The sequence below is a fragment of the Collinsella sp. HCP28S3_G2 genome, from assembly GCF_052065125.1.
Taxonomy (GTDB): Bacteria; Actinomycetota; Coriobacteriia; order Coriobacteriales; family Coriobacteriaceae; genus Collinsella.
The window spans coordinates 140,257-152,712 of the sequence record NZ_JBQHUO010000002.1; the positions used below are offsets into that span (position 1 = coordinate 140,257).

11 protein-coding genes are annotated in these 12,456 nt (G+C 61.6%); 9 read left to right on the forward strand and 2 right to left on the reverse strand.

The window, feature by feature from the left end; translation table 11 throughout:
• Positions 1–66 precede the first annotated feature (66 nt).
• A complete protein-coding gene (gene queA, locus ACTNB2_RS02340) occupies positions 67–1,278 on the forward strand; it encodes a tRNA preQ1(34) S-adenosylmethionine ribosyltransferase-isomerase QueA (RefSeq protein ID WP_441042001.1) in 1,212 nt (403 codons plus the stop codon).
• A gap of 399 nt (positions 1,279–1,677) precedes the next feature.
• Here the strand turns inward: queA and ACTNB2_RS02345 are convergent, their stop codons facing one another.
• Positions 1,678–3,462 (reverse strand): hypothetical protein, encoded by a 1,785-nt coding sequence (locus ACTNB2_RS02345; RefSeq protein ID WP_441044678.1) that lies wholly within the window; start codon positions 3,460–3,462, stop codon positions 1,678–1,680.
• Between the two features lie 233 nt (positions 3,463–3,695).
• On the opposite strand from ACTNB2_RS02345, the gene tgt reads away from it, so the two are divergent.
• Positions 3,696–4,835: a tRNA guanosine(34) transglycosylase Tgt gene (gene tgt / locus ACTNB2_RS02350; RefSeq protein WP_195622157.1), complete on the forward strand. Its 1,140-nt coding sequence runs from the start codon at positions 3,696–3,698 to the stop codon at positions 4,833–4,835.
• A gap of 235 nt (positions 4,836–5,070) precedes the next feature.
• The gene (locus tag ACTNB2_RS02355) at positions 5,071–5,829 is read left to right on the forward strand and encodes a TIGR00730 family Rossman fold protein (protein ID WP_154515782.1); all 759 of its coding nucleotides are present in this window, start codon (positions 5,071–5,073) and stop codon (positions 5,827–5,829) included.
• Here ACTNB2_RS02355 and ACTNB2_RS02360 read toward each other — a convergent pair.
• The gene (locus ACTNB2_RS02360; protein ID WP_441045696.1) at positions 5,789–6,253 is read right to left on the reverse strand and encodes a DegV family protein; all 465 of its coding nucleotides are present in this window, start codon (positions 6,251–6,253) and stop codon (positions 5,789–5,791) included. The two genes, ACTNB2_RS02355 and ACTNB2_RS02360, sit on opposite strands and share 41 nt — an antisense overlap.
• Positions 6,254–6,331: 78 nt before the next feature.
• On the opposite strand from ACTNB2_RS02360, the gene ACTNB2_RS02365 reads away from it, so the two are divergent.
• From ACTNB2_RS02365 to pstB, 6 genes are all read left to right on the forward strand, one after another.
• Positions 6,332–6,994, forward strand: a complete 663-nt coding sequence (locus tag ACTNB2_RS02365) for an HAD hydrolase-like protein (RefSeq protein WP_441041956.1) — start codon at positions 6,332–6,334, stop codon at positions 6,992–6,994.
• A gap of 54 nt (positions 6,995–7,048) precedes the next feature.
• Positions 7,049–8,485, forward strand: coding sequence for a M20 family metallopeptidase (locus ACTNB2_RS02370; protein WP_441041958.1), 1,437 nt, complete (start codon positions 7,049–7,051; stop codon positions 8,483–8,485).
• 275 nt (positions 8,486–8,760) lie between these two features.
• The gene (locus tag ACTNB2_RS02375) at positions 8,761–9,714 is read left to right on the forward strand and encodes a phosphate ABC transporter substrate-binding protein (protein ID WP_427794614.1); all 954 of its coding nucleotides are present in this window, start codon (positions 8,761–8,763) and stop codon (positions 9,712–9,714) included.
• 24 nt (positions 9,715–9,738) lie between these two features.
• A complete protein-coding gene (pstC, locus tag ACTNB2_RS02380) occupies positions 9,739–10,647 on the forward strand; it encodes a phosphate ABC transporter permease subunit PstC (protein ID WP_441041960.1) in 909 nt (302 codons plus the stop codon).
• Positions 10,640–11,566, forward strand: a complete 927-nt coding sequence (gene pstA, locus ACTNB2_RS02385; RefSeq protein ID WP_427795763.1) for a phosphate ABC transporter permease PstA — start codon at positions 10,640–10,642, stop codon at positions 11,564–11,566. Before pstC ends, pstA begins: the two co-directional genes overlap by 8 nt.
• Positions 11,563–12,435 carry a phosphate ABC transporter ATP-binding protein PstB gene (gene pstB / locus ACTNB2_RS02390; protein ID WP_441041962.1) on the forward strand — a complete coding sequence of 291 codons (873 nt, stop codon included), beginning with the start codon at positions 11,563–11,565 and terminating at the stop codon, positions 12,433–12,435. The genes pstA and pstB overlap by 4 nt, the downstream gene beginning before the upstream one ends.
• Positions 12,436–12,456 lie beyond the last annotated feature (21 nt).

Consider the following 12,456-nt stretch of genomic DNA (forward strand, 5'->3'; position numbering starts at 1 on the left):
TTTGGGCTGGCAGCCTGCTAGGATGTAGAGCGGATTTTAGCTATATAAGGAGTATTCGACGTGTCTATGCGTACCGATGATTTTGACTACAACCTTCCTGAGGAACTGATTGCCCAGGCTCCTGCTGAGCCGCGCGACTCCTGCCGCCTGCTGGTGGTGGATCGCAAGGGCTCCCAGGCGGGAATGCCGCTGGAGCATGGCGGCACCGTCGAGCACCGCATCTTCCGCGACATCATCGACTATATCGAGCCGGGTGACGTGCTCGTCATCAACCAGACGCGCGTGATGCCGGCCCGTCTTATCGGTCGCAAGGCCGGCTCGGGCGGCGTGGTCGAAACGCTGCTGCTCAAGCGCCGCGAGGACGTGGATCCGCTGGGTCACGTTTGGGAGTGCTTGGTCAAGCCGGGCAAGCGCCTAAAGCCCGGCGCTCAGATTGAGTATCGCGCCGGTGGTGCCCATGCGCCCGAGGGTGCTCCCGTGGTGCTGACGGCCGAGGTCGTCGACTTTGTCACCGATAGCCGCGGCGGCCGCCTGGTGCGTTTTGAGCCGGCCGGTTGCAATGCCGCCGGCGAGCCGCGCACGCTCGATGAGGCTATCCATGCTGCCGGCCACGTGCCGCTGCCGCCCTACATTACCGATTACGAGGGCGATCCCGAGAAGTACCAGACCGTCTACGCCATGAAGGAGGAGCACTCAGCTGCCGCTCCCACGGCGGGCCTGCACTTTACTCCCGAGCTCATGGCGGCTATCGAGGCCAAGGGTGCAAAGTTTGCCGCCGTCGAGCTCGAGGTGGGCATCGATACCTTCCGTCTGGTGGAGGAGGACGACCCCACGCAGCATGTGATGCACACCGAGCGCTATCACGTGTCGCAGGAGGTTGTCGACGCCGTGCATAAGGCTAAGGCCGAGGGGCATCGCGTGATTGCTGTCGGTACTACCGCAGTCCGCTCGCTCGAGAGTGCGTTTGACGCGGACGCGCCGGTGTCCGATCCGGCTGTGACGGCGCGCTATTTTGAGGGCCGTAAGGACGGGGCCGACACGCTCGGCCGTGGTGACATCGTGGCGCGCGAGAACGCGACAACGCAGCTCTACCTCATGCCCGGCTCGACCTATCACGTGGTCGACGCGCTGATCACCAACTTCCATGTTCCGCGCTCCACACTCATGATGCTCGTGAGCGCACTTGCCACCCGCGATCAGATCATGGATGCCTATGCCGCCGCTATCGAGCAGCGCTACCGCTTCTTCAGCTTTGGCGACGCCATGCTCATTTGTTAGTTACGCGGTTCTACGAACCGCGTAACTGCTCGACGCTGCGCGGGCCGCATTTGGACAATCTGACGTTCAACTTCAAGGGCGCGACCAGAAGGTCAGCGCCCTTTCGTTTCACGTCACCTTGCCTCAAATGCGACCCGCTCGCTGTCGCTGGCAAAACATCGGCATTTCTTTGGTTGTCAAGAGATTGCCGTTCTGGCGGGTTTTCGCTGACTTCGCCAAAACATTGGCGTTGCCGTGGTTCAACCTGCCAAAAAGGGACAGGTTTATTTTGGCAGGTTTTATCTGGGCAAACGTTGTTGGTGCAATGGGGACTGCTTTATATGCACCAAGTTGGTGCAAAGTAGCCTGGCCCCTTTGTACCAATCAAAACGTTGCGGTGAGTGTTTTTTGGCAGCTGGTTTACTTGCTCGCGAACAGCCAGATTAGGACGATCACGAGGATTACGGCGACAATGCAGACGATTGCGCCGGTGAATTTGACGCGTGAGTCGCGGGTGCGCTCGCGCACGTCGTTCTCGGCGGCTTCGAGCTGAGCCACTTCGCGCTCGGTTTCGGCACGCTCGTCCTTATCGCGAGCCAGGGAGCCCGCAAGCGATTCGGTGATCTCGGGATGGTTGTGCACCTCGGTCGCCTGCTCGATGATCGACTGCGCATGCGCGACGTCCGCCTGGGCATTGGCGATAGCCTGCTCTTGCTCTTGACGCGCTTTGTCCTCGGTGACGATCTTCTCGCGTAATTCGCGCTGGCGCGTTGCAGCGGCCGCTTTTGCGGTCTGCAGCTCGTCGCGCGCGGCATCGGCCTCGGCCGTCACGGCCTGATGGGCGCGCTTGGCGTCGGCGATGGGGGCTTGCGCCTGCTCGACGGCGTGCTCGGCGGCTGCGAGCGAGTGCTCAAGATCGGCGGTGATGCGCGGGACATCTTCCTCGGCTTTACGCAGGGCATCAGCCGTGTCGGAGATCTGCATCGAAAGCTCGCTGGTGCGCACCGTATAGTTGGCGGGATTTGCCGAGGGATTGCGCTGCAGCTCGGCATACTCACGGCGCAACGTTTCGAGTTGAGCACGCGTGGCGTCGACGGTTTGCTGCGCTGCGGCAACGCCGGCGTCGCGCTCGGCCTTCACCTTGTCGCGGATGCGCTTGGAATCCTCGAGACGTCGTACGAGGCGGTTACCGGTCTCGCGCGAGCTGGCTTCGCGCGCTTCGACGGCATCGAGTGCGGCTTTGAGACGCCGCTCGGTGGCGTCGTCCTCTTCTTTTATTTGTTCGAGCTGCGCTTTGAGCTCTGTTGTCTTGGCGGCATGGGTATCGCGGTCGATTTCTGCCGCCGCGGCGGCCTTTTGTGCCGTGTCGATAGCGTGGCGCTGCTCGGCGACGATTTGGCCGTAGCGGCTTGCGATATCCTGGCGCGTCTCGAGCTCCTCGCCTTGATCGGCGATGCGCTGATCAAGTTCGGCCAGGTGGGCACGAGCGTCCGCGAGCGCCTTCTTTGCGGCGTTCATCTCGCGCATGGCAGAGGCGCCCTGGGCGATAAAAGTGCCTACGGCGTTTGCTGTATTTGAGACGGCGGTTCCCAGATCGCGGCTGGCTGCAGGGGCGTGTGGAGCGGTCGGGTGACCGGCGTCGGCCGTACCCGCATCGGGCGCCTGCGACGTGGCGATATTGCCGGTGCCACCCTCGATCACGGAAAAGCCGGCAGTGTGCGGGTCAACTGCATCTGCGCCAATTGTAGGGTGCTCGAGCTGTAAGAACGAAGGTACGGTGCTGCCTTGGTCGGCAACGGGGGTCTCGCCAGGCACGAAGGTCGATGCGGCCTCGGCGGCCTTCTCTTCTTCGACGTCCACATCGGCGTCGGCCACGGCGTCTTTCATTGCTTTGACGGCATCCATCATGGAGTCCATGACGGCATCGAGCTCTTCTTCCGAAGATACCTCGATGGGGCCTGCCGCCTGTGGCGCGGGGTCCGCGTCGGGCTCGGCGTCGTTCGACTCCAGTTGCTCGCCTTCGTCATGCTCGACAGTATCGCCTGTGTCTGTTGCCTTATCCGCACCGGCGTGCGCATCATCGGCGGATGCATCGGCGGATGCATCGACGGAAGCGGCGACGCAGGTAGGAGTGCTGCAGTCGTCGGCGACGTCTGCGGAATGATCAATATGCTGCTGAGTCTGGGGGTCCAGCTCGTCTGTCATAGGCATGTGCTCCTCATCGTTGATTGTCACCCTATGATAAAGTCTCGCGCCGGCATCCCGCGCGCCGCAGCAAAGTTTCAAAACGTGTTCGATGGCTCGCTTGGATAGCAAAAATTCGGCCGCTATATTAAGTTTGCGCTTGACATTCCCTTCTCCGAAAGACGTTATGCCGTTCACCTGCCACGGTCTTTATAATGGTTTGCGTATGAACCGCAACCAAGGAGTTCCAGTTTATGGACCAGAGCCTATTTAAATTCGACCTGATCGCCGAGGATCCGACGACGCATGCGCGTGCCGGCGTGCTGCACACTCCGCACGGCGACATCGAGACGCCGATCTTTATGCCCGTGGGCACCAAGGCAAACGTCAAGGGCATCCCTACCGAGACCGTCAAGCAGCTCGGCGCCCAGATCGTGCTTGCCAATACCTATCACCTGTCCATGCGTCCCGGCGAGGATACCATCGCCGAGTTGGGTGGCCTGCACAAGTTTATGAACTGGCATGGCCCCATCCTCACTGATTCCGGCGGTTTCCAGGTGTTCAGCCACAACGACGCCGTCAAGCTCACCGACGAGGGCGTGCGCTTTATCGTCAACGACTACGACGGCCGCCACGTGTTCTGGACGCCCGAGGACAACATGGAAATCGCCATGAAGCTTGGCTCCGACATCTGCATGCAGCTCGACCAGTGCCCGGGCTATCCCGCCACGCGCGCCTACGTTGAGCGCGCCGTTGAGCTGTCGAGTATGTGGGCCGAGCGCTGCTATAAAGCTCATACCCGCGACGACCAGGCGCTCTTTGGCATCGTTCAGGGTGGCATGCATCTGGACCTGCGCCTGCGTTCGCTACGCCATCTGGAGGAGTGCGGTGACTTCCCCGGTTACGGCATTGGCGGCTACTCGGTGGGCGAGGACCACGAGACCATGTTTGAGACGCTGGCACCGCTCGCGAGCGAGTACATGCCCAAACATAAGCCGCGCTACCTGATGGGCGTCGGCAACCCGACGACGCTCGTGCGTGGTGTAGGCGTGGGCATCGACATGTTCGACTGCGTGCTGCCGACGCGCACCGGCCGCATGGGGACGGCGTTTTCGAGCGAGGGTCGCCTTAACTTCCGCAACGCCCGCTTTGCGCACGACGACGGTCCCATCGATCCCACCTGCACCTGCCCGGTGTGCACGGGCGGCTACAGCCGTGCGCTCATTCGCCATATGGTCACGCAGAAGGAGATGCTCGGCGGCATTTTGCTTTCGATGCACAACATCTACTACCTGCTCAACCTTATGCAGCGTGCCCGCCAGGCCATTATCGAGGGCCGTTACGGTGCGTTCGTGAGCGACTGGATGAACAGCCCCGCGGCAGTGGATTACTAAGAGCTGCGGGTGCGCTTACGGGGGGGCGCTCGCGCGGTGTCGAGGCTACGTGCCAATCGACCGTGCGTAGCCGGCGTCGGGCATCGCATGCGTCGGCATCAGTTGCACGACCTCTGACCGATGCCTTGCAAGCGTTTGATACATCGTGGGTACCATACCGAATGGTTGATGTTCGGGCGGGTGTTTGACGCATGGCGTCGACCCCGCCCGTTTCTATTTTCGATAGGAGTATCCCATGATTAAGAATGAGAACGTCGAGGGCGAGCCGGCCTACGACGAGACGTACCGACGCGGCCCCGTGGTTATGCGCGGCCCTATGATTCCTAAGGACAACACCTACGCCAACCTGCTGGCGCCCGAGGACTCGACTGACTGGTTGCACGCCGACCCGTGGCGTGTGCTGCGCATTCAGGCCGAGTTTGTCGATGGCTTCGGCGCGCTTGCCGAGCTCGGGCCCGCGGTGACCATCTTCGGCAGTGCCCGTACGCCCAAGACCGATCCGCTCTACAAGGCGGCGCGCACGGTCGGCCGCAAGATCGCGCAGCGCGGCGTGGCGGTTATCACCGGCGGTGGTCCTGGCATTATGGAGGCGGCCAACAGGGGAGCGGCGAGCGCCAACGGCAAGTCGGTCGGCTTGGGTATTGAGCTTCCGCACGAGCATGGGCTCAACAAATACGTGAACCTCGGCATGGACTTCCGTTACTTCTTTGTGCGCAAGACCATGTTTGTCAAATACAGCTCGGGCGCCATCGTGTTTCCCGGTGGTTTTGGTACGCTCGACGAGATGTTTGAGGTGCTCACGCTGGTGCAGACGCACAAGGTCAAGCGCATGCCGCTTGTTTTGGTGGGCAGCGAATACTGGCAGGGCCTGTTCGACTGGCTCAACGGCCCGGTGATGGATGCCGGCATGATCAGCCCACTCGATCCAGATCTCGTCCACATCACCGATGACCTCAACGAGGCCGTCGATATTGTCCTGAGCGGGCTGATGTAGGGTAGGTAAAATGGGACGGGGCTAAAAAGACTGGTCTGAAACGTTTGATATCAGTCTGTTTGGCCCCGTCCCAAATGAACTGCTTCCAAGTTGCGGTGGAATAGGGATTGGTTGGCGACGATGCGCTTGGCGCCACGACCCTTTTTGATCGCCTTGATCTCGCCCGATTTCCACTCCGGCGAAACGGCCAGGCGAATATTGAGCATCTGCGTGAGCTGGCCTGCACCTGGTCGAGCGGCTCTTCGCCTTCGATAATCATATGAAGCGGAATCACGTAAATGCCGAGCTCTTGGGCGCGGGCGGGGGAGATGTCCGACGTGGAGTCGGTTATGATGGCAAAAGACATAATTGCACCTTTCGTAGGGGCGCTTGCGCGCCGCCTTCTGAGAGCAAAGTGCGAAAGTATAGTAGAGTCGTTCCACATTACTAGGTTCAATTGTTGAATAGTCAACAGGTTGAAGTTTCGGTGTGGAAATCGTCAACTGGGGGAAGAGGGATGTCGATGGAGGCACTGGAGATATGCAAGCGGCCGGTCGTGCTGTTTGATTTTGACGGCACGGTGGCCGATACGGGCCGGGCGGTGATGACCTCGACGCGTAAAGCGCTGGCTGCGCGCGGGTTTTCTGAGGCGCAGATGGGTGACCTGCGCCGCATGATCGGGCCTCCGTTGTGGAAGAGCTTCCACGACTTTTACGGCTTCTCGCGCGAGGAGTCGCTTGTGGTGGCCGACGAGTACCGTGCCTTTTTTGACGAGCTGGGACCGGAAGAGTACCCCGTGTTCGATGGAATTCCCGAACTGCTCGATGGCCTCGCCGTCCAGGGGCATCACTTGGCCGTGGCGACGTCGCGCATGGAGGCAAAGTGCATCGACATGGTGGGCGAGCTGGGGCTTTCGCAGTTTGAGGCGGTGGTCGGTATGAATCCGCCGCAGGGGCGCGAGACCAAGGCCGATTCGGTTCGCGATGCCCTGGCGGCGCTCGGCGCGACGGCGGACGATGCCGTGATGATCGGCGATCGCTTTAACGATGTGGAGGGCGCGCACGCAAGGGGCGTGCCGTGCATTGGCATCTATTCGGGCGCGGCGGTGCCGGGCGAGCACGAGGCGGCGGGTGCCGATGCGGTGGTGCACTCGGTGGCCGAGCTTGCTAAACTTTTCGCCATCTAATGACGTTATGCGAGGGGCGGGTGTGGCCGTCGCTCATTGGTAAGGAGGTCGTCCATGAATCAGGTGGAGCAGAGCGTTACCGAGTATGTCGACGAGATCTGGGAAGATGTCGTTGCCGATATCGAGCAGCTGGTGAGCTATCCGTCCGTGGCCGTTGCTGCCCATGCGGAGCCCGGTGCGCCGTTTGGCCGCCCGGTCCGTGATGCGCTCGATTGTGCGCTCGGCATTGCGCAAAAGCTCGGCTACCAGACGAGCGACGACGAGGGCTATGTGGGAATCGCCGACATTCCCGGCCGCGGCGATAAGCAGCTTGCGACCATCTGCCATGTGGATGTGGTGCCCGCCGGTCCCGGTTGGAACACCGACCCGTTTGCGATGGAGCGCCGCGAGGGCTGGCTGCTCGGTCGTGGCGTGATCGACGACAAGGGCCCGGCCGTGTTGTCGCTCTACGCCGGTGCCTACCTGATCAAGCACGGCATTGTGCCGCGCTATACCTTCCGCGCGCTGCTGGGCTGCGATGAGGAAGTGGGCATGTCCGACGTTCACCATTATCTGGAGAACCACGCAGACCCCGACTTTTTGTTTACGCCCGATGCCGAGTTCCCGGTCTGCAATGCCGAGAAGGGCCAGTTTGGGGCGACGTTTGTGAGCTCCAAGATCGACGGCGGGCGCATCGTATCGTGGAGCGGTGCCGAGGCGAGCAACGCCATTCCGTCGCAGTCTATCTGCGAGCTCGCGATTGCCGCCGATGAGCTGCCGGCGCCCGTTGAGAACGCCGACCGCCTGGAGATCACGGCGCTCGATAACGGGCATGCGCAGATTTTCGCCCACGGTATTGGCGGTCACGCTTCGATGCCCGAGGGAACGATCAATGCCGTCGGCCTCATCGTGGCGTATCTGCGCGAAGCCGAGGACGCGTTTGGTGCACGCGACGAGCGCCTGCTGACGCCCGCCGAGCACGAGTTTGTCAAGTTTCTGACCTTTGTACATGCGGATGCCTATGGCCGCGGCCTGGGTATCGACGCGACGAGCCCGGCGTTTGGCCCGCTCACGTGCAACCCCGGTGTTATCCGTGTGATGGATGGCCATATTGAGCAGGTCATCGACGTACGTTTCCCCGACAGCACGAGCGCCGATACCATCTGCGAGCAGCTCGAACCGCTCGTGGGCCGCTTTGGCGTGACGTGCCGTGTGGGTCGTGCAAAGGTGCCGTTCTCGGTGTCCGCCGACGATCCGGCCGTGAAGGCGCTTATTGATACCTATAACGAGTTTACGGGCAAGCATGCCGAGCCCTTTGCCATGGGCGGCGGCACGTACGCACGCAACTTTGCCCGCGCCGTGTCGTTTGGCCCCGAGGAAACCGGCCTGGAGCTGCCCGCATGGGGCGGCCAGATGCACGGCCCCAACGAGTGCGCCAACGAGGAACAGCTCAAGCAGGCGCTCAAGATCTATATTGTTGCGATCCTCCGTTTGAATGAATTAGAGCTTTAAGGTTACGCGGTTTCCTAATCTAAGTTGCGATGGAATAGTTCCTAGAATGGGCCATTTGATGGCCAAGCAGGAGCTATTTCACCGCAACTTTGTTTTTATTGGTGTAAAAGGCGGGCCATGCTTGGGGGCGGGTTTGTTATTCGTTTGTAAAGCCGAGTCGCGCTCGCGGTAAGGGTCTATCAAATGCCCGTAAGAATCCGCAGTTGGCGCGGGCACCGCCCGATCGAGGCCGTATCTTTCCAAACAGCAAAGCGGGCAGGGTGCCCGCGAGTCGCATGTATGAAAGGAAGATCATGCTCGATCAGGCTTATTCTCGTCGTCAGTTCCTCGGCCTCGCTGGTGGTCTTGCCAGCTTCGTGGGCCTCGGCCTCGTTGGTTGCGGCGGCGCAGGCGCTTCCAACGCCGCCGACAAGGGCAGCGCCGCTGCCGAGTCCGTCTCCGGCGAGGTGACCTACGACGGCGCCTCCTCGTTCCAGGCTCTCGTCGAGGCCGCTGCCGAGAAGTTCATGGACGCCAACCCGGACGTCTCCGTCTCTGGCTCGGGCAACGGTTCGGGCAAGGGCCTGACCGCCGTTGCCGCCGGTACCGTTACCATCGGTAACTCCGACGTCTTCGCCGAGACCAAGCTCGAGGCCGACCAGGTCAAGAACCTCGTCGACCACGAGGTCGCCGTCGTGGGCATGGGTCCCGTCGTCTCCAAGAACGTGAAGGTCGACGACTTGTCCCTCGAGCAGCTCAAGGGCATCTTCTCCGGCCAGATCACCAACTGGAAGGAGGTCGGCGGCGACGACGCCAAGATCGTCGTTCTCAACCGCAAGGCCGGCTCCGGCACCCGCGCCACCTTCGAGGCCGCCGTCTTTGGTGACGAGGCCGTCGACTTTAAGGGCGACGCCGAGCTCGACAAGTCCGGCGACGTCCAGACTCAGATGGCCAGCACCGACAACGCCATCTCCTACCTCGACTTCTCGCACTTCGACGACTCCAAGTTCAACGCCATCAAGGTCGAGGGCGTGGAGCCCAAGAGCGCAAACGTCACCGACGACTCCTTTAAGATCTGGGCGACCGAGCACATGTACTGCGCAAAGGACGCCGACGATGCCACCAAGGCCTTCCTGGAGTTCATGCTTTCCGACGACGTCCAGGGCAAACTTGTCGAGGAGCAGGGCTTTATCCCCGTCTCTGCCATGAAGGTCGTCAAGGACGCCAGCGGCAAGGTCTCCGCTAAATAAGTAATCGCCCCGGAAAGGTTTGCAATGGCAAAACAGCTGCCAAAGCGCGACCTTGAGAACGTGGGCCTGGGCGTCACGGGCGCGTGCGTAGCGCTCGTGACGCTTGTCGTTGCCGCGCTCATCTTTATGGTCGCCCAAAAGGGCCTCTCGGCTTTTCTCAAGGACGGCGTTTCGGTCGTCGAGTTCTTTACCGGCACCAAGTGGGACCTGGCCAACACGGCCGAAAACGGCCTGCCCTATACCGGCGCCCTGCCCCTGATCGTCACCTCGTTTGCGGTCATGGTGCTCTCCACGCTTATCGCGCTGCCCATCGCCATCGGCTCTGCCATCTTTGCGGTCGAGATTAGCCCTAAGTTTGGCTCCAAGGTGTTTCAGCCGCTTATTGAGCTTTTGACCGGCATTCCCTCGGTCGTCTTTGGCCTGGTCGGCTTTCACGTGGTCGTCGGTCTTATAAAGAGCGTTTTCCACGTGAGCACGGGCCTGGGCATCTTGCCCGGCGCCATTGTGCTGGCCGTCATGATCTTGCCGACGATGACCACCCTTTCGGTCGATGGCCTGCGTGCCGTGCCCGATAGCTACCGTCAGGGTTCGCTCGCGCTGGGCTACACCCGCTGGCAGACCATCTGGCACGTGGTACTCAAATCCGCCATGCCGTCGCTCATGACCGCGGTCATCCTCGGCATGACCCGTGCCTTTGGCGAGACGCTCGCCGTGCGCATGGTTATCGGCGGCATCGAGGCCATGCCGACGTCGCTGCTGTCGCCGGCCTCCACCATCACCACCACGCTCACCACGTCTATGGCGGTCTATGCCGAGGGCTCGGCCCAAGACGACGTCCTGTGGGCGCTCGGTCTGCTGCTGATGGGCATGAGCCTCATCTTTATCCTGATCATCCACCTTATCGGCCGCAAGGGGGCGAAGGCTCGTGGCTAGCACGCGCATTCATATCGACGAGGCGAGACTCAGGCGCGTCCAAAAGCAGGACCGCATCGCCACGGGCGTGCTGACGGCAATCGTCGCCATCGTCATGCTCATCGTCGTCTCCATGGTGGCCTATATTCTGTTCGAGGGCATCTCGACGCTGTTCCAGCCGGGCTTTCTCACGCAGCCCGCGCGCGCCAACGGAACCCAGGGCGGCGTGCTCTATCAGCTGTTCGACTCGTTCTATCTGCTGCTGATCACCCTAGGTATCTCGGTGCCCATCAGCTTGGGCGGCGCGGTTTTCCTGGTTGAGTACGCGCCGGACGGCCCCATCCGCGACATCGCCTCCACCGCCATCGAGACGCTGTCCTCGCTGCCTTCCATCGTCGTCGGCATGTTCGGCTTTCTGGTCTTCTCGGTGCAGCTGGGTTGGAAGTACTCCATCATCTCCGGCGCCGTCGCGCTCACCATGTTCAACATCCCCATCCTGGTGCGCGTGATCCAGCAGGCGCTCGAGGACGTGCCGCAGGCCCAGCGCGATGCGTGCCTGGCTATGGGCCTCACCCGTTGGGAGGCCACGCTGCACATCCTGATCCCCGAGGCCATGCCCGCCATCGTGACCGGTATCGTGCTTTCGGCCGGCCGCGTGTTTGGCGAGGCCGCGGCGCTGCTCTTTACCTCGGGCATGAGCTCGCCGGTTCGCCTGAACTTCTTGAGCTTTAACCTGTCGAGTCCCACTTGCGCCTGGAACGTGTTCCGCCCCGGTGAGTCGCTCGCCGTGCACATCTATAAGATCTACGGCGAGGGCAGCCCCGAGGCACAGCAGATTGTTTGGGGCACCGCGGCACTGCTGATGATCTGCGTGCTGCTGTTTAACGTAGTCGCCCGTATCGTGGGCAAGCAACTGGCAAGGAGGATGACGGCCGAATGAGCGAGATAAATGAAACGCCCGCAACCGAGGTGGCCGCGTCCGAGACCCAGGACTTTTTGTCGAGCGTGGGGGAGAGCGAGAAGCGCGTGCGCGTAAGCGGCAAAGCCGTGAGCGACGAGGTCGTGCTTTCCACCAAGGACGTCAACGTGTACTATGGCGACCACCATGCGCTGCACGATACGTCGCTCGACTTTCACAAGGGCGAGATCACGGCGCTCATCGGGCCTTCGGGCTGCGGTAAGTCGACCTTTTTGCGCAGCCTCAACCTTATGAATCGCGAGATTCGCGGCTGCCGCGTGGAGGGCGAGATCAACTACCGCGGGCGCAACGTGAACACCAAGACCGAGAACACCTACGAGCTGCGTCGCTCCATTGGCATGGTGTTCCAGCAGCCCAACCCCTTTCGCAAGTCCATTCGCGACAACATCACGTTTGCGCCCAAACGCCACGGCATTACTGACCGCGACGAGCTCGATCGCATGGTCGAGGAAAGCCTGCGCGGCGCGGCGCTGTGGGACGAGGTCAAGGACAAGCTCGACAAGAGCGCCTACGCGCTTTCGGGCGGCCAGCAGCAACGCCTGTGCATTGCGCGCACGCTGGCGCTCAATCCCGATGTGATTCTGTTTGACGAGCCCTGCTCGGCGCTCGACCCCATCTCGACGCTGGCAATCGAGGACCTGATGTCATCGATTGTTGCCGATCGCGCCATCGTCATCGTGACGCACAACATGGAGCAGGCGTCGCGCGTGTCCAACCGCACGGCGTTTTTCTATATGGGCGATATGGTCGAGTACGACGAGACCGACGAGATTTTCCAACGGCCCAAGGATAAGCGGCTGAATGATTACCTCACCGGCATGTTCTCCTAGTCCGGGACATGCTTGAGGCCC